The following is a 23,580-nucleotide window of genomic DNA, read 5'->3' as shown; positions in this document are numbered from 1 at the left end:
TTAAAGCCAGCTTTAAGGCAAGACATTGAGGTGATAAATTTTGAACATTAAAGAAGCCAGTAAAATTACGGATGTTCCAGCATCTACCATTAGATATTACGAAAAAGAACATATCATACCCGCAGTCGATAGAAATGATTCAGGAGTACGTGATTTTGATGATCATGCAATTAGACGAATTAGTTTCGCGAAAAAAATGCGAGACGCCGGAATGGAAATCAGCACTTTAAAACAATATATCAATCTATTTGATAATGTTGAAAATAGTGAGGATCAACAATTGGCACTACTAGTAGAACAAAAAAGCATCATGGAGGAAAAACGTGATAAGATGCAAAAAGCTATTGATCATCTAGAACATAAAATTAAAAACTTCGACACCCACATGTTAAAAGTCGAAGATGAATTAAGAACAATGAAGACAAATAAAAAAGAACGACTATAACAGTCGTTCTTTTTTATTTAATAGATACTCCACAAACGTCAGAAACAGAGGAGTTAATAATTTTTTTAAACGAGTACTTAAATTCTTCTGGTTCAGATGGTATTGGTTGAGAAATCCACAATAACATTGCATTAAGCATCATTCTAAAGAAGAATTGTACAGCAAAGTCTTTTGACAGATTTAAAATTTTTTCATCATAATCATCAAAATACTTTACAAAATATTTCGAGTATCTTTTTATAAGAAAATCAAAAAATACAGGTTGATAATAATTATACAGAATATTCGTATATGACCTATTTTCATAAATTAAAGGTAATATTCGATCGGTCATAATTTCCATATAATTGCGATTATCGTCTTCTATATCTTGAAATGAATTATCAATAGACATGCACATCAATTGTTCGATAAAAACTATTATATCGTTTTTACTTTTAAAATGGTTATAAAAAGTACCCCTTGATACGCCACTATTTTTAACAATATCGTCTATTCCAATATCGTTAATGTCATTATTTACTGTCATATTTATAAAGGTATCCACTATTTTCTTTTTTGATTTATTGTGTATTTCCATATAACTATCTACCTTTCTATATAAGTACATAATAAGACTAATTATACACAAAGTACAAATAAAATCCGTCTCATTAGATTGATATAAATCAAATGAGGCGGATTTTTTATTGATAATTAACAACTATCTCTTTCTTTTAATCCCAAACAAACCAAGGAATAGTGAGACTATTGTTAACAATAGTCCTAATATACGAATGTTATTCTCGTCGGATACACCAGTTTGAGGAAGCTTTTTATCATTTTTATTATGATCTTTTTTAAATGAGTTACCATTTTGATAATTTATTTTGCTCTTACCTCCTGGTATTAAAGGATTATTTTTGTGTTCATCTTTTTTATATACAACATCTATTTTTTCATCAATACTATCTGGGCTTAAATTAACCGAGTTAATAATGGATTGTTTACCATCAACCAATTTATATCCTGAGACTAATGGAGTATTAAATGATTTCCATGAACTTTCTTTACTTGTCCAATTACCATAGACAACCTCACCAGTTACTTCATCAACCGTAGCGTAACGTGTAAATGTTACTGTTTGAGTAGTAGAAGGATGAATCTTATTGCCATTTTGATCTACATAATTAATCGTTCTAGTAACTGTCTTACTCAAACTATCCTTGTCTGTGCCGTTTGGCCACTTTGGTCCGTTTGGATTATCTGGATTGATTGGTTGGCCCGGTGTTCCTGGGTTATCCGGTGTGACTGTGTCCACCTTGTGTTCCAAGGTTACGGTAAAGTCTTGTTCCTTGTTATCACTATTGAACTTAACACCACCTGCGGGGTAGTTATCACTTACTAGTTTGTATCCTTGATCTGTGTACTTCTTAATTGTATCTGTAGTGCGATAGTCAGAAGTACTTTGTGGTTGACCACTCAAGTCCACACTTTCTAGTGTCTTTCCAGTTGTACTGTCGATGTAACTTACCTTCGCCTTTTGGTTGTTGTCTACGTAAGTTATCTTAGTATCTTCTGTTGGTTTAGTTCCATCAATTGGGTAAGTACTACCGGGTGTTAATGGATTCCCATCCTTATCTACCGGGGTCTTGCCTGGAATACTTGGAATGACTGGGTTAGTTACCTTACCCGCATCGTTAGGGTCATTTGGATAACTAGTGTTATGACTACCATTGTCAATTGGGTTACCTGCGGTATCCACTGGTACTAGTGAGCCCACCTTGTCATAAGTAACCGTTTCGTTACTATCACTTGAGCTTGGGTTTACTGTAACCGCTGGGATTGTCTTTTGATTGTCGTCTCTTAAAACATAGCCTGGTACTACTGGAGATACCTTTGGACTAAAGGTGCCACTGGCGTTATTCCAGTCACCGTAGGTTACTCCGCCAGTTACTTCATCAACCGTCGCAGTTCTGCCAAACGTTACTTGATCATGACTTGCGTCATGGACACTCTTTCCATTGCCATCCACATAGTTGATGGTTTGGTTAACTGTCTTACTCAAGCTATCCTTGTCTGTGCCATTTGGCCACTTTGGTCCGTTTGGGTTATCTGGGTTGATTGGTTGTCCCGGTGTTCCTGGGTTATCCGGTGTGACTATATCCACCTTGTGCTTATAGATAACAAAAATATCTTCATCATTATTATCATTATAAATGTCGATATTGCTATCATTATTAGGATTGTAAAAACCATAAGCTGCGGTATAATTACTAGTTATTTCGTTTCTATTAGGATTTACATAACCAAATGATGTCAAATCTTTTACACTATGATTTTTCAAATCACTATCTTGCGCAATCCATCCTTGGGAATCACTCTTTGTACTTATATCAGGTGTTTTTGAACCATTTAAATCAGAGGCATATCCTAATAAAGTTTTACCATCATATGAATAAACTTCTGCTCTCTTATAGTTGACTTTTTCAGTAGTCATTGGAGAAATTTCTTTTCCATTTTCATCAACATATTTTACATTTCTAGTTAATGTTTTAGAATTAATTTTTACAATGTTACTGTCTCTACCATAAACTACTTTTACATATTCATAGGTGTTTGCCGGATTCCCATTAATTACAACATTTGCTTTATTAGAAGGATTACTAAACCCATTAATTGGACTATAAACACTAGAGTATGACTCATAACTTGGATTTGTATATCCATCTATAGTTGGACTAACGGCATCTGGAATACTGTTTTGTGGAGAGTTCGAAGCGACATGCCATCCTTGAGATGGATCACTTAGTGAAATATCAACATTGCTACTTACATCAGTCGATGAATATCCAATCAATTTACCGTTAACATCGTATACTCTCGTTCTTACATAGTTTACTGTATCTTTCCTAGTTGGATATATATGATAACCTGCTGGAAATGGTGTGCCGTCGTCAACAAAATCATTTCTGTTAACATAATCAATTTGTCTTGTTAAATTACTATAATCTTTTTGACTAGTTCTATTATTATCATATTTCACAGTAACTAATTCATATGCATTTTTCTTAATTACATTTCCGTACTTATCTTTACCATCATAAATTGCAACATTCACTGAATTATTAGGGTTAGTGAATCCGTTTTCTGGCGAGTACGTGCTATGAACAACAGATAAATCAGGAGATGCATAACCTTTTTCTTCAAGATTATCGTTTGGTGAGTAAACATCAGGTATGGTGGATGCTGACCCCGGCTGCAATCTCCATCCTTGATTAGAATCATCTTTAGATATATCCATATTGGTATTATTAGAAGAAGAATATCCAGCGATATTTCCATCTTTATCTAAAACAATATTTCTTATCCAACTAATACTGTCATATCTTGTAGGAAAAATATGCGTACCACTTGTCGCTTGGTTACTATTTTCTACAAAATCAATTTGTCTCGTAAGGTTAGAATACTGTGTTTTAACCCTATACTGTGCAGAAGGATTATCGTAAAAGACTTTAACGTGCTCAATTGCATTTTTTTGACCAGTATTTCCATTGGTTATAGATATATCTGGATTATTTGTGGTATCTGTAAAACCGCTTCCTGGTGTAAATGTACTATTTACTTTACTTATACTTGGATTCCCATATCCTTGAATACTTGGTGACTCAACATCTGGAAGTGACCCATCGCTTCCATCCTTTGGTCTCCACCCATTTTGAGGATCACTTAAACTAATATCCACATTATTAGTTCCATTCGATGAATATCCAATTAAATTATTAGATGAATTCATTACTTTAGTTCTAATGTAATGAACCGAATCAACTTTTTGTGGTGATAAAGTCTTACCACTTGTGCTTAAGTTACTATATGATTCCTGATAATCTATATACCTTGTATAATCTGCATATTCTTGTTGAGTGCTAATACCCGCTTCCTTTTGTTGGTTACTATTATCCTGAGTAACAACAGTGTCATTAGCACTCGCATTAATTGTAGTAAATTGAATAATAGTGGCTGCCCCGATAAATGTAAAACTAGCGACAGACATTATTATCCAATTTTTCTTAACTTTTCGTAAAATTTTTTTATCATAATTTTTTTTAATATTTTTCCTATTGTACATCAAATTAATCACCACCGATATAAATTCATTATGCTCATGTTGTAGCTACACTTTAAGAATACAATAAAATTGACACATTTCAATTGCACCTCATTTGACCATAAATTATTAGTTATACTTTTTGTCATTTTTTGGTCTCGCTCATGAATAATATGGGATGTCTAATATTTCAGGTGACAATAAGTTTAGTTATTAATTTTTTATTAAAAAATCAATAACTAAATATATAGAAAAAACTCCAACTATAAATTTGGAGTCTTCTTCATATAATATAAATATCAAAATTAAGGATTAAAGCAAATTCGAAAAATCTTCAAAGTGCCAAGTTTTCAGAATTTTCATGTGTGAGTCATTTAGTAAGTGTCGATCAAAACCATAAAAAATAACGAATTCATTCTTTGGGGAAATCCCTGCAAATTCTTTTACTTGAATACCAGACATCTGGATATGAACAGCAACATCATTGTTGTCAACAATGACTTTGATTATTTTCAATTCAAAACTGTCAAACGCATCTCTAAATTCATTTATTCCTGCCTTAAACCCATCAATATTAGCCGACTGTCCTGGGTCATTTGGATGATTCACCCAGTCATTTGATAAAATTAAGTGGAGCTTATCGGTATTGCCTGTGTTAAAACTTTGATAGAAAGTTTTAATGATGTTATATGTCTTATCCATAGTCAACATCTCCTTTGAACTGAATTATATCACTATAATGATTTATACAAATAAAAAAGAACGACTATAAAAGTCGTTCTTTTTTATTTTACTTTTTCTTTATTCTTAGCAACAAATAGATAAATAATATAACTAACTGTCCACACGAAGATGAATACTAAAAAGATTAATAAAGCTTTGATATCTAAATTAATATTGAAATTCAAGAATCCTTTTAACTTAATAATATTAAATCCTAAGAAAGATTCCCATGAACCATGTGAATGAAATATAATTTCTAGAAAGCTATCTAATAATATAAGAATCAAATATGCAATGGTTCCGTATGAAAACCAATTAAACACCTTTTTTAACATAAAAATTCCCCCAAATTAATCAATATATTTATTATACACAAAAAAGCAACCCTTTGTTGGGTTGCTTTTTACCTTGGCTAATCCTGTGAATGCCAGGCCTAACATTACTTTAAGTAGTGGATGAGGTAAAGGATTAAATTCCTCACGACGTAATGTTAATTATTAATAGTGATTATGGACACTATAATCGATCAATTAATCTTTTCGGCTGGAGATAAACGATAATTACCTACCATAATCACCATGCATCCAGTAAATGAATTAGCCAAGCGATAGCCTTTCATATCACCGTTCTTAAATCCAAGTCATCTTATTTTTCATAATCAACTTTCATGCTAGCTGATTCCTTAACCTTGTGGCTTTGTAAATACTTAGCACCCTTTTGAGCGTAACTTAAATCACCAACCTTGCCAAAGGTAACCTTACCAGTCTTCACATTATAGTAAACCTTTGTAACACCTGAATTTGGAATTAATCCGTTCGTTAAAAGACTTTTATCGGTCTTACTTAGGTTGTGATCATATTTAGATAGATATGCACCAATAATCTCTCCTGAACTAACAACCAGAGCATTCTTACCATGCTTTTTATATGTTTCTTTAGCAATTCTTCTAATCCCTGTTGATTCTCTATTCAGTACTTGATTTGCACTCTCTGCTCTATCTTGGACGGGGGTAGAATCGTTCTTCTTATCTAGCTCATAAATAGCTTGGATACGTTTAGCAGTAGTATTTAAACCGAATTTTTTTGATAACTCCGCATTATCTTTAACTCCATAATAATCATCGATAACCTTACTATGATCTTTTTCCTGATACAATTCGTACTTTCCACCACCCACTTCTCTAAACTGTGGTGTCTCAAGTACGGTTATTTTATTGTTGCCGGAGTAATCTAGCATATCTTTAATTGTGTCCAAGTGACGAACTAGTTTACCACACGCAGCCTCTGTAAAGTGAACTCCACGAAGTCCTGCTCCGACTTGTTTGGCAACCAAATCTCCTTGAGGAGTCAATGGATAGTCATCCCATCCTTCTGCAAGGGTCATAACATTGCCAGTAGTTTGACCATGTCGTGCTAGATAGACCGTCACAACATTCCCATTCTTTTTGGCATTTGACGTCTTATTCTTTGCCGAGGCAGCCACCCCAGTACTTGAAAGTGTTAAAAAAAGCAATAAGCCGCTCATTAATTTGGCTTTGGAAATCATTAGCGTCATCTCCTGATGAATTATTTATGGAACATCTTTAATATATGCTAATGATGTAAATTTGATATAAAAATTATGTAAAAGTTATGTAAATATAAACAGTGCATTTTGCTATTTCATAGAGTATACTGAAATTAAAATGCTAGGAAGTGATAATAATGAATAATATCGCTGAATTCAGAATAGATAGAAAAAACTATGGTTTATCATTGGTCGAAGAATTTATGTCAACCGAATTATACGACATTATTAAAAAAGATCGTGATGAACTAGCTAAGTGGCTCCCATGGGCTAATGACATGCAATCCATTGATGATGAAGCACAGTTCATTCGCTATGCTAAGGAACATAACTTATTTATTTTAGCTATTTTGAACGGTGCCACACCTGTTGGTATGATTGATCTACATAATATTGATGAAATTAATCATACAGCTGAAATTGGCTACTGGTTATCAAGTGAATATCAAGGCAAAGGAATTATGTATAATAGCCTGCAATCACTTACCAGTTATGCATTTAACTTCTTTAATATGGAAAAATTAATTATCAAAGCTGATGTAAATAATGAGAAAAGCAGACATGTTGCTGAACATGCTGATTTTACATTCCAAAAAGTAGAAGAACCATTTGCAATTTATACTAAAGAAAAGAACGACTAAGATTAGTCGTTCTTTTTTGATGCATAACAACCTTTATACGCATTGTTCAAACAATACAAGGTTTGTTAATAAAAACCTTTGAGAACTTATTGTGCTTATGAACTATACTTGAAAAAAATCATAGGAGTGATAAGTATGCACAACATTTCAGAATTTACATTAGATGAACACAAATATGGTTTAACATTGGTAGAAGATAAAATGGCTGCCAGGTTATATGATATTATCAGATATGATAGAAATGAATTAGGAAGATGGTGCCCCTGGGCTAATCATTTAAGATTCATTGACGATGAAATAGATTTTATTAAAAGAGCACAACAAAATTGTTTATTCATATTAGCTATTTTAGATGGTCACAAACCTATTGGGATCATTGATTTACACAACTTTGATGATTCTGATAGAACATGTGAAGTCGGTTACTGGCTATTCAGCAAGTATCAAGGTCGTGGGATAATGTATAATTGCCTACAAGTAATGAATAGTTATGCATTTAATTTCTTCGATATTGAAAAACTAAAAATAATAGCTGATAGAGACAATACTAAGAGTCAGAAAGTCGCAAAAAGAGCCGGATTTAAGCTTTCAGAACTTCATGAACCATATTCTATCTATATAAAAAAGAAAACTGATTTATAACAATCAAAAAAGAACGACTAATTTTAGTCGTTCTTTTTTCTTATGATATAGTCTATTAATCCATAAATAACCATCCAGATTAGCATACTAACTAAAAAGTATAGCAGTGTCTTCCATGTAATCAATAAACTGAAGTTGAATTCCCCTGGGTTAAAGTTCTTAACAATTCTTACTCCCATTAAAGTACGCCATGTAGATGGTGATTGATAGTAAAATCCTTCTAGAAATCCTTCAATGATGGTTAAGATCACATATAATCCGACACCGAGAAAAAACCATCTTTTCATCTTCATTTGCATAATGTTCCCTGCCTTTATATGTACTACAATCATAATAGCACAGCTAATCTTAAAGATATATTAAAAACAGAGATAAAAATCAAGCTATGACAACGTTTTGACTACTTAATACAAATACATTACAGTATTTTTTCATTTTCTTTAATCCAATAAAGTGGTATAGTTTTGTTACTAAAAAGAGAGAGGTAAAATTATGAAAACAATTAGAAATATCATTATTTTAGTATTCTTAGCTTTACTTATTTTTGTCGTATATCCAGTTGGAAAAGACTTCTATATTCAAAGCTCACTAAGTAAACAAGCTACTTCTGCCATTAGTAATCAACAAGAATTAAAGAATGTGGCTGCTAACGATGCTACTTATGTATACTTAACTGAACACAACAATGATCGTATCTACAATTCTAATAGTGATACTGGCAAAGGTGATACTTACCAATACAGCGCCAAATATGGTGATGCTAATATTAAGCTAACTGGTCACCTATCAAATGCTGGATTTAAAGTTAAGCTAACCAAAGTCGAAATTACTAAATAAGAAAAAGCTCTCCTGAATGGAGAGCTTTTTTATTGTAAAATTTACCAAACTAATTACTGAACACTTCACATCTATGGTGCTACTATATAGTTGGATTCAGATATAAATTAAATTCATAGAGGCGATTAATATGACTGAATCAGAAATTATAGAAGGAATTAAGCAAGTAAAGACAACACCAGGTATGATTGATTACCTAAGAACGTTATTGAAGAAAGGTCGCAAAGAAGACCCTACCGATGTTCACACATTCCATGATTTTGAAAAAGCATTGTATGATTACAACAATCATCAATACCAAACTCATAGCAAAAAGGATAACTCACTATAATATTGTGATAGTAAAGATATCCCCTGTTTATTGTCTACTGTTTTGTTATTATAGATTATAATATTAATAATTAAGAAGGAGGCACTCAGTTGAGTGTCTCCTTTTTATAAGTGCTTATATTTAGACTTTAAATTGTTTAGCTGAACTGTACTGATATGTGGAGATAGTTTATCAATCAATTCTATTTGATGATCATATGAGATGTTTGGAAGTATATATTCTATCATTCGAATATCGTAATAATTAATATTTTCTTTATTAGAACATTTATATAATAATTTACTAATTCTCTTTGACATATCATCATGTAGGTCAAAAATATTATTATAAAATTTAGGCCTAATTTCTTTTATATTGTCGTTTAATAGAAATTCAGTTATATAATCAGTAATTTGAATTATCTTATCAGTATTTTTATTTTTTGTAGATTGAAATAATATTATATTAATTAATTTATCAGGATCATATTGATAAAGATATTTTATCCATTTATTTTCATAGTTAAATTTGTATTTATTCTGAATGATAATATCCATAATTCCAAATATATTTTTGTGTTCCTTTATTTTCAAACAATCCGGATTCAATTCACTTAATGAAATTAGATGGACATTTCTCATTACAGAAGCATCTAAATAAAAATCATTTGATTTCTCTAATATTTTTTTGGCTGAATTCTTGAACATCTTTGTATAATCTCTGCCAATTAAATATTTTGATGAAAATCCAATTAAGTAATACAATCTATCAAATTTATGATTATTAAACAAATTATAATGTCTTCCCATCATAAATTCTTTAATTTTTTCATTGTTTAAAGATTCTATTTTAGATTTTATAAGATCCGAATAGGAATTATTTTTTTGCAGTATATCGTAAAATAAAATTAAATATGCACCTATATCTGAATTCATAAAATCAATAATATTAAAATCATTGTTTGGACCCTCTAAATAATTTGTATCAATTTCCAAATACTTATCAATAGTAAAAGTCTTTCCGAACTTGATCATTTCTTCAAATATGCTTGAATCCCACGGTCCAAATGATCTTATGTCTTTATAATTATTGCAAATGAACTGAAAAGCTTTATCCTCATCATATGAACCTTTAAAATTTTTCAAAAACCATTCATACAAGACTTTATATTTTTCAAACATCTCATTTGATTTATTATCATAAAACATTAAATCCAATATTTTTTGAGTATATTTACATTTATTATCTATTAAATGTTGCTTAAGAAAATCTATAGTCCCGTCAACATTTAAAAAATATGAAGTTTCGGAGTCCATATACCGTAAATCTTCATAATCCGAAGATGTAATTTTAATAATTAAATCCTCTGTTGTTTGATTCTTTAAATCATTATCACTAATGATAGACTTACTTAACACGCTATATCTTTCTAATGAAGTTATAGCGTCCTTATAACCTAAATTATTTACATTTATTTCCAATGATTCAATTTGTGAACTATTATCGAGAATGAATTGTTGAAAGTCATCACCTAAAAATCTGTTATTAAAATCGCAATTTTTTAATATCTTATTTATAACATTTTGATCTAGCCCTTTTTCTTTATAAACAATCATAAGTAACTTAATAAATATAGAGTTTCCAAAAAACGATTCTTGTATCTCGTTTTGCCATTCTTTATTATTAATCTGCAATGAATCATTTTTAATAGATTTATACAGTGTTTTCAATCCATAATTATTATTTATAATTTGTTTACCATTTAAAATACCATATCTATTTTTAAAATCTTTACTATTAATCAAATCATACAAATTTATTTCTGCATTAAAAGATAAATTATATAAACTGATATCTTCGTAAAGATCACGTCTATTATTCTTTATATCATTAACTATTTTCCATCCCATTACATTCTTATTATTTTTAAAGCTAGTATATTCTATATCAATTCTGGAAGATAATTTTTTATATATTCTATCTAATTCTGAATATTCAATGTTACACATATCAAAGAAATCATTTACGCGTTTACATAAATAAGAATTATTATTACCAGATATATATCTAACTATTTTATTAATTTCATTCATATTTATTAACTTTATTTTATTAGTAAAAATATCAAACAATATTTCTGAAGCGTTCATATCTTTATTAGTAAAAATTTTTAATTCTTTAATGTTGTTTACTATTTTTCGTTTATTTTGATCAGGAATATCTCTCAATGCATTGTCAATATCTTTTATTTCGCTACTATTAATGAATGATATTAAATCCTCTGATGAAATAGTGGGGTTCATAAACTTTTCTATATCGTTTCTCGAGCCAAATTCCATAACCTTATTTTTTAATGTTTCAACAAAATACAACAAATCTGAATGCTTTTTACCATACCACAATACCTTCGTATTATTTTTATCTCTAAAAAATTTACTTTTAACTTTTCTTAAATAATCTCCATCAGGACCACAACCATCATCTGTTTTTAATATAGCAATATTTTTTGATTCTTTAGGTATTAATGATAGTACTTCGTCTTCCTCCATACTCGAACCAATAAAAACTAAAGTAACTCCTTTGTCGGATAACCATTGTCTAATTTTCTTTAATTTGTCATTGTCTTCATAGTAGTGTTTTTTATATGATTCACCTGAACTAATGAAATCATCTTTATTTCCATTCGGAATACCATGAAGATGAATAACTGTATTAATAAATATATTATTTTGGATTTTTTCACTTAAATCCGTCATATCAGTTACCAATACACTTTTTTTCTTCATTTTGTCCAAATGTTTTTCAATTTGATTATCATAATTTGTTGTAATATATGCCGCATCTAAAGAGGATAAATTATAAAGTATTTTATTATCTGTTTCTCCAGGAGTTGAGTCCATAAAATAACCCTTTTCATATTCGGTTTTTCTCTCTTCAAACTCCTCAGGCATACAATCCTCTAGCACTTCATACAATAAATCAACTTTTCTTTTATTACTAAAGTTTGATTTATTAATATTTTTAATTGCGTTAACATATTCTCTACATTCTTTTGAATGAAAGTAACTAATTATTTGTCCTTCCCAATATTCTAGCAATGATTCTATATAATCATTCCAATTATTATATCCCTGTGATATCGACACTCCAGCACCAATAAAAAAAACTAATTTTCCATTATCCATAGCATCACTAATTAATTTTATTGCATCTTTACAATCTTCATAGCTATTAAACTTATTTAAAATATTTTCATCCATAGAATAAAACCACCTTTAAATTGCTCCAAAAGTAAATAAGAAGGCCTAAAAGGGCCTTCTTATTTAAACAAATGATCGGATATAGATTGTATAACTTCTCTTGTTCTTCCATTAATTATTTTATTGATATTATCATAGTCTCTATAACGAGCATATTCTTTGGCCTTTTCTAAAGTTTCATTGCTTGGATAGCTTGAATCAGAAATAAATGCTGCATATTTTTTATCATCGTATCCTTTAAATTCATAAAGGGTTTTATCTTTCTTTCTGTTATTCGTATCCTTTGGTAAAAACATGCCATTCCCAATAGAACTAAGATTAGTGGGCTGTTGAGATGTATTCTTATCGACTATCCATTTTTTAGGTACAATATGTTCAAATTCGTAATCTTCACCACTTGGAATAGAGCCTGCCATATAAGTTAAATTTGAATGAATTGTTATTAAAGCTTTTATTTCCTTAGAAAAAGTTTTTCTATTACCTGGATTATCCTTTACCCAATTTTCAAAAACAGAAATAAAGTCACTCTTGTTTAACTTAGTTTCATATGTTCTTCTACTATTTTTAGAATAATAATCATTTAATCTCGAATCTCCGTGTCCCGTCCATGAATAGTTAAATGAATCATAAATATAGTAAGCAGGAATATTTTTTAATATTTCCTTTGTAGATTTGTCATCAGCATTCCATAGGTTCGCATAATAAGATAGTATCTTAAAAGAACCTGATAATCCATTTGAATAATCACCTTTTTTTGCATTCTGAGAGACATCATATGAAATGATTTGTTTTAACAATTTATCAAAAGAACTGTTTAACTTATTTGAAATTACACTAGTTTTTTCTAGTATTTCCGTCACGTTATCTCTTATCCAGCTTATATGATCTTTTATGTCCATTATCTTTAGGTTTGAGACACCACATATAACAGCCAGAAGGCCATAACCGAATTCATTATATGCCTTTTCTTTATCCCTTTTGCTAATAAGTGATGGAATTCTTTCAACTGTAAACTCGCCAAAGGCTCTAGCAAACTCTGCAAGATTTATTTCCTTAGAATTTGTTATATCATCTTCCGAAAAATCAGAAACATCAAATTCACCATTATCTTGCATATTCAAATAATATTTTTTTACATTACTTATTATTTCTCTAGTATAGTCATTGTCTGGTAATTTTAAATACTCATCATTCCATGAAGCATTAAATACTTCATACTTAGATAGAGGAACTCCTCCTTTATTAAGGTTTTCAAATACCATTGGTAAATATTCTCTTGGGCCTGTATATTTAATTAAAGGAATTCTAAGGCTATCAAGATCTATATAGTTTCTAACATCGTTTCTAGCTGAAATAACCAATTTACGTAATTTCTCTTTATTATCTCTACCTAATCGTAAATCATCTAATTCATCGGTCCAACTTCCAAGATCAAATCCTTCATTTGAAATTTCATTCAATTTTTTATCATCGACATAGTAATTCTCATCACCAATAATTGAATTAATATTTCCTTTTAGTTTTTGATACTTATCCGGGTTTAGTTTAGACCAATATGTAAATTTATTTTCATCGTACTCAATTATTGTTGACAATCTTTGCTGTCCATCAAGTAATAACATACTTTCTTTTCCGTTAGAACTTGTGTCATAAACTAATAATGCACCAAATGGAAAGCCATCATGTATCGTTTGTAACAAAGATTCTTTTTTATCTTTACTCCAAACTAGGCCCCTTTGAAATTTTGGTATTTTCAAATTTTCCAGGTCTGATTTATATGAACAATCATCAAACTTATATTTAGACGTGGTAGACACAATAACACTCCATTCTATAAAAATGTTTTATATAATTATAACACAATAAAAAAAAGGGCTATCAAGCCCCTTGTTTACCATATTCCTAAAACCTTGTTTGACATATCATTCTGTCTTTCTATTATGTCTTGAGTGTCCCATTCTTTATTTTTTAATTTTTTTGATATTGTATTATTTACAGAATATCTGGACTCACTTAATGATTTATAAATATCATTTTCTCCATACATATCCTTTAGCTTATTCTCTACTAAAGCATAATTACCAATATAGTCAACATAGTCAGAAGATATATCCTTATTAATATGAATAACTGATAAGTTATCCAATCCTACTTGGCTTAATTCGATGTTTTCGAAGTCTCCATATTCCTTATATAATCGATACATTAGATAAATTAATGTCCATCGTTTTTCACCCTTTTTCTTTGTCTCTTTTGATAACCCTTGGAATGCATTTTTTACCTCAACATCACTCTTCAATAATTCATCATCAAGTTCTGTTGTTATTTCAACGCCAGTAGATATTTTTTGATTCCAAATATTTTGAGCTATCTTTGCATATCCTTTTTCAAGCGTATTAGTTCCTTTACCACAAATAGTACGATGACGTATAAAAACTGAAAGTATTTTATATATAACAACTCTTTGAGTATCTCTGTCAGTACCCCTTAAAATCATTGAGAATAAAATAGGATAATGTAGTGACACCCCTAATTTTTTCAAAATAAATAGCATAGATTCTATTGTGTCATCATTAAATAGTTCTTTATCTTTTTTATTAGATAGAGAATTTTCCATCGCTACATAATAATCCACTACCTCACTAAGATCTTCCAAAAATAATAAGGTTTTATTTTTATCATTAATTCCCTCAGATATTGATCTAAAAAGTTGATTTACTGTTACTACTCGTTTTACAGCTGACCAATATACTCTGATAAATGTTGTAATTTTATCGCTGTCATTTCCAAATGCTGTGGAAATCTTGTCCCAATTTTTTTGAACCATTTTCTTTTCATTATCATCGCTATTGGCTACTTGTAACATAACATGTGATTTTATAAGTTCAGATGCTTTTAATGGTGTTCCTTTACTGTTCAATGATTGATAAATTATATATGCGTCTTCTTTTTTTCTTGTAAATACTTTTGATAAAATAAATCTGCTTTTTAATGATTTGAAAATGTTTACTATAACGTCAGCTTTATCTGTAGGAAATACGATCTTTTTTCCTTTGTAGTAGTCTTCAATAAGAGAACTAAAACTGTTAAAAGCAGTTTTAATATTTTTTACTGGCTCTATATCTTTATTATTAGGGTTCAAATCTGTTCTACCCTCAAATATGCCCCTAAAATAATCATCAATAGAATTATCACCAGTTTCATATTCTTGTAAAGTCAATGACGGATTAGTTTCATCCCATCTTAACAACTCCTCAATATTTGCACGTGTCGTAAGGAGCTTGTTTTTTGGTTTTCCATCAACATCATCAAAAATGTCTTCTATTTTATTCAGCACAACTGCTAACAATATTGATATTGTTGTTAATCTTTGTTGACCATCAATGACTTCCTGAACTCCATTATTAACGTATGTAACTACTTGTCCAATGAAATGTGAATCTTGATATCCTTCCATAACATCAACTAAATCATCCCAAAAATCTTTTAGTGATTCTTTGTTCCATGAGTAATGTCTTTGATATGATGGCACTTTATAGCAATTATCACTGATTAAAGCTTCGACATTAGTCATTTCAACGCCTATATTTGTTGTATCCATATTTATTCCCCCAACTATAAGAAAATCAAAATAATATTTTAATTTTAACATAAACTTAGATTTATTATTACATAATAAATCCTTTCCAATCCACTTATATGAAAGATGTCTCCATCATATGAATCATTATTAATTAAATATATACTGAAGTCCTTCTTAAATTCATTAATCAACGAAATAATTTCACTATTATTTTTCGTACCAAATGTTTCATAATCCGTATCCGGTTGGTTCAAATCATGATAACCTGTCAATTTATTTAACATTGCATCATAAGCAATATAGGACATCTTCCAGTCATATTTTGGATAAGTAATAACATAGTCACAATTATCATAACTTCTTAAATCTTCTTTATATGATTCACATGCAATTTCAGTAATATCTTTCATCAAAAAGCCTCCATAAATATAATTTAATTAATTATAGATCGATTTATAAAAGAAAAAAGCCTTTCTTAAACGAGATGGGAATACTCGATAAAGAAAGGCAATATAAAGAATTAAATGATTGTAAAAGCGTGTTAGGATTTAAAATGTACTAACGACGCAACTATATGGTAGTTTCAATACAGACATTAATCAATAATTTAACCTTAAGAAAAACTAATCATCGAAAAATGAAGATATGTCTTTGCCTTCAATAGAGTAATGTATGGCTATTAAAGTTAATGTCAGTATCAATACAATACAAGCAATCACCAATTTTTCAATAGATAGTTGGCCGTCAGAAGCACAAAGAGCAAACAGACTTATTGAAACTAAGAAGGATATCATAATTATAGTTTCTCTTAACGTTGAGAAAAACTTATGATAATTTGATTCATTTTTCATTTAATCTACTCCATTCAATATGTATACCGAAATTTATTTTCGGCTTGTTTAATACCACTTAAACAATTTAAACGATGTCTTGTGGTAGACCTTGTTATATAAAGCTTTATGTGGATTATTAATCCATCCCATTCCTTTTTTACCATAATAGGGATTCACTGCTCTTTTCAATGAACGAACCGCACGACCTCTTGTACGTGCTGAGAATGATTTTTTCCAACTAGGTTTTCTAACCCCATACTTCATCTATATCATCTTCTTTATCATAATACAATATAATTATACAACTTATCTATTTTTTTAAAACCATATAGAAGAGGACTAAATATAAAATTTAGTCCTCTTCTTTAGTTTACTGTTATTTTGTTCTTTGATATGTTCATTTGCATCTACATGTCCAATATGGAAAACGAAATAATCAAAAATTGTATTTATTAGCCTTTAAATCCTTTTACATATTCATCAGCTAATTCTTTCATCGCTTGTTCCCAATCATTATCTACATTTTCAAATATTGATTCTATTTTTTCAGTCTGTTCTGCATTTATTTGATCATTTAAATCATTACCGTCTTTAGTTAAATGGAGTGTCTTAATTCTCTTATCCTTATCAGAACTGATCTCTTCTATCAGATTACGACTCATTAAATCTCTTACATTGACGTTCAAAGCCTGTCTTGATATGTTGAGCAGCTTCTGAATATTACCCATACTAGGAATGTCTAATTCAGAAATTGAATAAATTATCCGATGCTGTGTTTGGTTTAAATTATATTTTTTTAAATCAATCATCGTTGAAAAACGTTGGTATGCAAAGAATATGGTTGAAAGTTTTTCCTTAGCGTTAATAAAATTACCCTCTTTTTATGTCAATTATGTTGACATTTTATTTTTGTGGAATTATAATATTTTCAATTAATATGTCAACGTGATTGACATAATTTGAAAGGAAGTATTTATATTGTCAAACAATTATAAATTATCAGATTATTTATTAGATGTCATTAAGCATATGGGGGCTAATGATATCTTTGGAGTTCCTGGAGACTACAATCTTCAATTCCTAGATCACATTACTCACCGTGATGATTTAACATGGAAAGGTAATGCCAATGAGTTAAACGCATCATACATGGCTGATGGATATGCGAGAGAAAAAGGCTTCGCTACATTTGTTACCACATTTGGTGTTGGTGAACTAAGTGCAATTAACGGTCTTTCAGGAAGCATTGCTGAACACGTCCCAGTATTGGAAATTGTTGGTGCTCCTACCAACGAGGTCCAAAACAATGGTTCATTAGTACATCACACTTTTGGTGACCATGACTTCAGTAGATTCGAAAAAGCTCATCGTCAACTTGGAATCAAATCTGCTAGATTGAACAAAGATAATGCCATAAACCAAATTAATGAAATTGCTCAATATATCTATGAAAGCAAGAAACCTGCTTACCTTATTTTACCAACTAATCTAGTAGAAATGGAAGTTAATCCATCTTTAAAAGATAATATTGCAGATTTATTTGTAGAAGCAAAACATAACTCAGTAAATTCATTCAACCAAATCAAGGAAGCTATTAACCATAGCCAAAGCCCTGTAATTATTATGGGTCACGAAGTAGATCGTTTTAATGTATTTGACGATATCAAATCATTCTCAGACAAAAACAATATTCCTGTTTTAGATTTAGGACTTGGTAAAGGTAATATTGATGAAAGTTTCAAAAACTTCGTCGGTACCTATAACGGTGAAATTTCAGACGAAAGTATTAATAAATACGTAGAAAACTCGGATAATGTCATTCTAATTGGTGCTAAATTAACCGATTCTGTTACAGGTGGTTTTACTCAACAATTTGCAGAAGATAATACTATTACAATTAACTACGATGGAGCAAACCTATATGGTAAACAAGTTGCCGAAGACTACAAATTTAAGAATATCATGCACAGTCTAGCAGACACTAATCTTGATTTATCATTGCCTAGCTTAGATTTAAAGAATAATGATTCATCAATTAACCCTTCAGGAGACAAAATCACCCAAAGTTTCTACGACAAAGCAATTGCCAGCTTTATTAATGGTGACAATACATTAGTTGCAGAACAAGGAACCTCTTTCTTTGGATTAGCAAGTCAAAAATTACCAAAAGATGCTAAATTCTTTGGTCAACCACTTTGGGGTTCAATTGGATATGCTTTCCCTGCAGCGCTAGGAAATCAAATTGCTAATAAAGACCGTCGTGTAGTTCTATCTACTGGAGAAGGTTCTCTTCAATTAACAATTCAAGAATTCGGTCTTGCCTTCCGTGAAAAGCTAAATCCAATTATGTTCGTTATTGATAACACTGGTTACACCGTTGAAAGAGTTATCCATGGTATGAATGAAAGCTACAACGATGTTCCTGCCTTAAATTATGGACTAATGCCAAAAGCTTTTGGCGCAAATGACGATCAGTTTGACTTCATCGAAGTATCAACCGAAAAAGAACTAATTGACGCCATTTCAAAAGCAAAAGAAGAAACCGATAAATTCGTATTAATTCAAGTAAACATGGGAATGAAAGACGTTCCTGAACAACTAGCTAAGACAGCTATTGCTTTTGCTAACCAAAACAAGTAATAAACATTAAACAAAAAAGCACACGATTACGTGTGCTTTTTTATTACCATATTTAAATTTCTATACCACAAATATCAGCAATTGAGGTATTCATAAGTTCTTTAAAAATGTATTTAAACTCATCAGGATACACTGGAAAAGGTTCTGATAACCAAAGTAGAATAATATTTAACATCATTCTAAAAAAGTATTGAATCGTAAAATATTGGGGCCAATTCGCTATTTTTTTATTATAATTTTTGAACAAACCACTAAAGTATTTTGAATATCTTTCAGTTATAAAGTCAAAGAATTCAGATTGATAGTATAAATACAAGACATTATTATATTCCCTATCATTGTAAATTATTGGAAAAATTACATCCATCAGTTCATTGATGTAATTTTCATCATTTTGATCAACTGTTCTAAAAACTTCATCAATTGATTTACACATCATCTTTTCAATATATTCAAGAATGTCTTTTTTATTCCTAAAATGATTATAGAAGGTTCCCCTTGAGACACCACTAACAGCAATTATGTTACTAGTGCCTATCTCTGCAATATCTTCTGATGCACTTAAATTTAAAAATGTTTTTATTATTTTTTCTTTTGATTTACTCTTTATTTTCATTTCATTCTCCGTATGTTTCAAGTAAATAAAAAGCCACGGTTAGTTAAAAATAATTTTAATAACGTGGCTTTTAATATTATTTACTTTGTTTTTTTCTAAAGCCGAAAATAGATAGTACGCTGGAAATAAATAGTAAAATTAATCCCATCAATTGAACACTGGATTCATTAGATTCACCAGTTTGTGGTAATTTGTCTTTATCTCCATTATCAGAATTATTATAGTGTTTATTTAATTTTGGCTTCGAATATTGAATTACGTGCGGATTGCCTTTAGAAGGTTTTCCGGGGTTATTATGATGATTATTAATCAACTTTCTATAATTAACATTAATTATCACATCGCTGCTATCTTCATTAACATTTAATACACTAATCGTTGAGTCATCAGAATTAATTAATACATATCCGTTTATATGAGGGCTAGTGATTGAACTAAAGGAATGGTTTTCTGTAGTCCAATTACCATAAGCACTTTGACCAGTTACTTCATCAACTGTTGCTGAGCGTGTAAAGGTTACGGTTTGAGTAGTAGAAGGGTGAACCTTATTACCATTTTGATCTACATAATTAATCGTTCTAGTAACTGTCTTACTCAAGCTGTCCTTGTCTGTGCCGTTTGACCACTTTGGTCCGTTTGGATTATCTGGGTTGATTGGTTGTCCCGGTGTTCCTGGATTATCCGGTGTGACTGTGTCCACTTTGTGTTCCAAGGTTACAGTAAAGTCTTGTTCCTGGTTATCACTATGGAACTTAACCCCATTTGCTGGATAGTTATCACTGACTAGTTTGTATCCTTGATCAGTGTACTTCTTAATTGTATCTGTAGTGCGATAGTCAGAAGTACTTTGTGGTTGCCCACTCAAGTCGGCACTTTCTAGTGTCTTTCCAGTTGTACTGTCAATGTAACTTACCTTCACCTTTTGATTACTATCTACGTAAGTTATCTTAGTATCTTCGGTTGGTTTGGTTCCATCAATTGGGTAATTACTACCAGGGGTTAATGGGTTTCCATCTTTATCTACCGGCGTCTTGCCTGGAATACTTGGAATTCCTGGGTTAGTTACCTTACCCGCATCGTTAGGGTCATTGGGATAACTGGTGTTATGACTACCATTGTCAATTGGGTTACCTGCGGTATCCACTGGTACTAGTGAGCCCACCTTGTCATAAGTAACCGTTTCGTTACTATCACTTGAGCTTGGGTTTACTGTAACCGCTGGGATTGTCTTTTGACTGTCGTTTCTTAAAACATATCCTGGTACTACTGGAGAACTAACAACAGGAAATGAGCTGCTTCCATTCTTAACTTCCCAATTTCCTTGAGTAGTTTCATTAGTAATAGTATCGGTACTAATAGTTCTATCAAAAGTGACATTATCATTATGAGCAGTTGCTACAACGTTTCCATTTGAATCTACATAGTTAATATTTCTATTAACAGTTTTCTCCTCGTGAGATACATTAACTGGATCCTTTACATAGTAAATGATTGTATCTTTATCAGGATTCGAAGGATCAGAAATAGGGTATCTATCCTTACCTGGAGTTAGTCTGTTCCCATTAGTATCAACGGGGTAATAACCAGGTATGTTTACAACGTATGGATTCAAAGCCTTGGAGTAATCATTAGGGTCATTTTCATAAACTTTTTTATATTCATCATGTCCATTCCACAATGGTTGACCAGTATCTCTATCATATGGCAACAGAGACCCAAATGGTAAGTAATGATAAACAATATTACTAGTTTGATCAATATAAGGATTTCTCATATTATAAATAATATTTGACTTCAAATATGTGTTTGGAGATACTCCGCCCTTAGGTATTTTAGAATCACTAGCCACAACTTGTGTTCCGTCTAGTATTTGACCAGACATATCTCCATCATAATCTAGCAATGTGTATTGAACAGTAACATTTGAATCGGGGAAGAAAGTCTTAACGGTTTGTCCCACATAATAAAAAGGCGACATAATACCGCTTGCGTTTGAAGGGGAAACTTGAAAATGCTTAGTATAATATCCATTAACCAATTTAGGTTCTCCGGTAGTATACTTTTGTCCATTCAATCCGTATTGAACAACGGGTTTAATTTCCTTCCCATCCACATCAACAATGTTCTTATTGTTCTGATCTACATAAGATGTGGTTTGAGAAATTAATTTTGGAACGATAAAAGACTTAGCGTTCAAATAAACTCTAATTTTATCACTCGCATCATAAATAATTTTATAGATACTACCCTCACCATGGCTATCAATAACTCCGTAGTAGTCATAGTTATTAATTGTTGTTTGACGTTGATCATTAAGATTAACACTAGAATTCTTTGGAACAGTTTCTTGATCTACTACATTTCCATTAGCATCAATACTTGTTGCATAAACAACACCATCACCATTTCTATCAGTAGATAGTACTATTTGTCCTCCAAGCTGAACATCTTGAACAGCTGAAAATGTATATCTGCCTTGTGTCTTATCAACCCACATGTTTGCAGGATAATCTGGATCAGTAACAGAGAAACCTGAAGATACAGTAGTATTGGCACTTGAACTACTGCTACTGCTATTGTCACCGTCTCTTAAAAAACTTGAATCCAAATTTGCGGAACTGGAAGATATGCTCTCATTAGAAGCTGAAGAACTTACACTAGCACTGGAAGAACTTGCAGATGATGAAATAGCTTCATTTTGGTTACTTGAAGAAGAACTATTTGTGATACCAGTCTGAATTGCTGAAGATGAATCACTGGCCTTACTATCTACATCCACTGAAGACGATGATCCAGCACTAGAGACACTACTTTCATCGCTAGCAGCACTGCTATGCGCATCATCAGCTACTGAATTTGTATTTTGAACTGAAACCTCATTTACACTTGCTTTTGCGTTAACATTTCCACTAACTACATATGAACTTCCAATAAATGCAAATGTTGCAAGTGAGACAACAATCCAATTTTTCTTTACTTTTCTAAGAATTTTTCTATCGTTATTTTTGTTTAATTTATTCCTGTTATAAAGCATATCTTCACGCTCCTTAAACAATTAAGAATGTGTTCTTAATCTTCTTAATTATTAACTTTTAGTAAGCTACTGTAGTTAAAATTAACACATATAAACGTTTTTATAATTTAAGTTTTACTTAACAGGTTTAACAGATGTTTAAACCATCAATTTACTATTAGAACAAAAGTATATTTAGTTTTTGGATTGGTACTATAAACATTGCCTTAAAGGCACTTTATAGTAATTATAAGTTTTAATTTGAACATTTTTATACTTAAAAAAATACACAATTTTTTCGGAATATGAGTGAAAATTATAAATAAATTTAAACAAATGAACATAAATAATTTTATGTGTTTATTAGATTTTTATGAATTTTAG

20 protein-coding genes are annotated in these 23,580 nt (G+C 30.6%); 6 read left to right on the top strand and 14 right to left on the bottom strand.

All coding sequences use genetic code 11. From position 1 onward, the window contains the following. The first annotated feature begins 40 nt into the window (after nucleotides 1–40). Complete coding sequence (locus tag RZ79_RS00645; protein WP_054449570.1) at nucleotides 41–445, top strand: MerR family transcriptional regulator; 405 nt, start codon at nucleotides 41–43, stop codon at nucleotides 443–445. A gap of 13 nt (nucleotides 446–458) precedes the next feature. Here RZ79_RS00645 and RZ79_RS00640 read toward each other — a convergent pair whose 3' ends face one another. The 4 genes from RZ79_RS00640 to RZ79_RS00620 form a co-directional block, all read right to left on the bottom strand. Beyond that, nucleotides 459–1,025, bottom strand: a complete 567-nt coding sequence (locus RZ79_RS00640; protein WP_054449569.1) for a TetR/AcrR family transcriptional regulator — start codon at nucleotides 1,023–1,025, stop codon at nucleotides 459–461. 123 nt (nucleotides 1,026–1,148) lie between these two features. Further along, on the bottom strand, nucleotides 1,149–4,478 hold the full coding sequence (locus RZ79_RS00635; protein ID WP_054449568.1) for a mucin-binding protein: 3,330 nt from the start codon (nucleotides 4,476–4,478) through the stop codon (nucleotides 1,149–1,151). Between the two features lie 366 nt (nucleotides 4,479–4,844). Further along, nucleotides 4,845–5,234: an ester cyclase gene (locus RZ79_RS00630; protein WP_054449567.1), complete on the bottom strand. Its 390-nt coding sequence runs from the start codon at nucleotides 5,232–5,234 to the stop codon at nucleotides 4,845–4,847. A gap of 666 nt (nucleotides 5,235–5,900) precedes the next feature. Continuing rightward, complete coding sequence (locus tag RZ79_RS00620) at nucleotides 5,901–6,800, bottom strand: histidine phosphatase family protein (RefSeq protein ID WP_054449565.1); 900 nt, start codon at nucleotides 6,798–6,800, stop codon at nucleotides 5,901–5,903. A gap of 158 nt (nucleotides 6,801–6,958) precedes the next feature. Here RZ79_RS00620 and RZ79_RS00615 point away from each other — a divergent pair, with 158 nt between their 5' ends. Together RZ79_RS00615 and RZ79_RS00610 are read left to right on the top strand one after the other, a co-directional pair. Then, nucleotides 6,959–7,462, top strand: a complete 504-nt coding sequence (locus tag RZ79_RS00615; protein WP_054449564.1) for a GNAT family N-acetyltransferase — start codon at nucleotides 6,959–6,961, stop codon at nucleotides 7,460–7,462. Nucleotides 7,463–7,597: 135 nt separating this feature from the next. Then, nucleotides 7,598–8,104, top strand: coding sequence for a GNAT family N-acetyltransferase (locus tag RZ79_RS00610; RefSeq protein WP_054449563.1), 507 nt, complete (start codon nucleotides 7,598–7,600; stop codon nucleotides 8,102–8,104). A 23-nt stretch (nucleotides 8,105–8,127) separates the two neighbouring features. Here the strand turns inward: RZ79_RS00610 and RZ79_RS00605 are convergent, their stop codons facing one another. After that, a complete protein-coding gene (locus RZ79_RS00605) occupies nucleotides 8,128–8,403 on the bottom strand; it encodes a hypothetical protein (protein WP_054449562.1) in 276 nt (91 codons plus the stop codon). A 193-nt stretch (nucleotides 8,404–8,596) separates the two neighbouring features. Between RZ79_RS00605 and RZ79_RS00600 the strand changes: the two genes are divergently transcribed. Continuing rightward, a complete protein-coding gene (locus RZ79_RS00600) occupies nucleotides 8,597–8,941 on the top strand; it encodes a hypothetical protein (protein ID WP_054449561.1) in 345 nt (114 codons plus the stop codon). 130 nt (nucleotides 8,942–9,071) lie between these two features. After that, nucleotides 9,072–9,272 carry a hypothetical protein gene (locus RZ79_RS00595; protein ID WP_054449560.1) on the top strand — a complete coding sequence of 67 codons (201 nt, stop codon included), beginning with the start codon at nucleotides 9,072–9,074 and terminating at the stop codon, nucleotides 9,270–9,272. A 104-nt stretch (nucleotides 9,273–9,376) separates the two neighbouring features. On the opposite strand, the gene RZ79_RS00590 is transcribed toward RZ79_RS00595, so the two are convergent. The 7 genes from RZ79_RS00590 to RZ79_RS00560 all read right to left on the bottom strand — a co-directional run bounded on the left by RZ79_RS00590 (nucleotide 9,377) and on the right by RZ79_RS00560 (nucleotide 17,736). Continuing rightward, nucleotides 9,377–12,511, bottom strand: coding sequence for an SIR2 family protein (locus tag RZ79_RS00590; protein ID WP_054449559.1), 3,135 nt, complete (start codon nucleotides 12,509–12,511; stop codon nucleotides 9,377–9,379). A 59-nt stretch (nucleotides 12,512–12,570) separates the two neighbouring features. After that, nucleotides 12,571–14,328 (bottom strand): DUF262 domain-containing protein, encoded by a 1,758-nt coding sequence (locus tag RZ79_RS00585; RefSeq protein WP_054449558.1) that lies wholly within the window; start codon nucleotides 14,326–14,328, stop codon nucleotides 12,571–12,573. 74 nt (nucleotides 14,329–14,402) lie between these two features. Beyond that, nucleotides 14,403–16,112, bottom strand: a complete 1,710-nt coding sequence (locus RZ79_RS00580) for a DUF262 domain-containing protein (protein ID WP_054449557.1) — start codon at nucleotides 16,110–16,112, stop codon at nucleotides 14,403–14,405. A 44-nt stretch (nucleotides 16,113–16,156) separates the two neighbouring features. After that, the gene (locus RZ79_RS00575; RefSeq protein ID WP_054449556.1) at nucleotides 16,157–16,504 is read right to left on the bottom strand and encodes a hypothetical protein; all 348 of its coding nucleotides are present in this window, start codon (nucleotides 16,502–16,504) and stop codon (nucleotides 16,157–16,159) included. 213 nt (nucleotides 16,505–16,717) lie between these two features. Then, a complete protein-coding gene (locus RZ79_RS00570; RefSeq protein WP_054449555.1) occupies nucleotides 16,718–16,945 on the bottom strand; it encodes a hypothetical protein in 228 nt (75 codons plus the stop codon). Between the two features lie 48 nt (nucleotides 16,946–16,993). Further along, nucleotides 16,994–17,191, bottom strand: coding sequence for a hypothetical protein (locus RZ79_RS00565; RefSeq protein ID WP_053795000.1), 198 nt, complete (start codon nucleotides 17,189–17,191; stop codon nucleotides 16,994–16,996). Between the two features lie 188 nt (nucleotides 17,192–17,379). Continuing rightward, on the bottom strand, nucleotides 17,380–17,736 hold the full coding sequence (locus RZ79_RS00560) for a MarR family transcriptional regulator (RefSeq protein ID WP_054449554.1): 357 nt from the start codon (nucleotides 17,734–17,736) through the stop codon (nucleotides 17,380–17,382). A 169-nt stretch (nucleotides 17,737–17,905) separates the two neighbouring features. Here RZ79_RS00560 and RZ79_RS00555 point away from each other — a divergent pair, with 169 nt between their 5' ends. Beyond that, a complete protein-coding gene (locus RZ79_RS00555) occupies nucleotides 17,906–19,567 on the top strand; it encodes an alpha-keto acid decarboxylase family protein (protein WP_237756518.1) in 1,662 nt (553 codons plus the stop codon). A 52-nt stretch (nucleotides 19,568–19,619) separates the two neighbouring features. Here the strand turns inward: RZ79_RS00555 and RZ79_RS00550 are convergent, their stop codons facing one another. Both RZ79_RS00550 and RZ79_RS00545 read right to left on the bottom strand, forming a co-directional pair. After that, nucleotides 19,620–20,183 (bottom strand): TetR/AcrR family transcriptional regulator, encoded by a 564-nt coding sequence (locus tag RZ79_RS00550; RefSeq protein ID WP_053794998.1) that lies wholly within the window; start codon nucleotides 20,181–20,183, stop codon nucleotides 19,620–19,622. Nucleotides 20,184–20,259: 76 nt separating this feature from the next. After that, nucleotides 20,260–23,217, bottom strand: a complete 2,958-nt coding sequence (locus tag RZ79_RS00545) for a mucin-binding protein (protein ID WP_054449553.1) — start codon at nucleotides 23,215–23,217, stop codon at nucleotides 20,260–20,262. Nucleotides 23,218–23,580: the final 363 nt, after the last annotated feature.

Source organism: Apilactobacillus kunkeei DSM 12361 = ATCC 700308, assembly GCF_001281265.1.
In the GTDB taxonomy this organism is placed as follows: domain Bacteria; phylum Bacillota; class Bacilli; order Lactobacillales; family Lactobacillaceae; genus Apilactobacillus; species Apilactobacillus kunkeei.
Note: the sequence above shows the minus strand (reverse complement) of the source record. Positions and strands in the feature narration are given on the sequence as shown.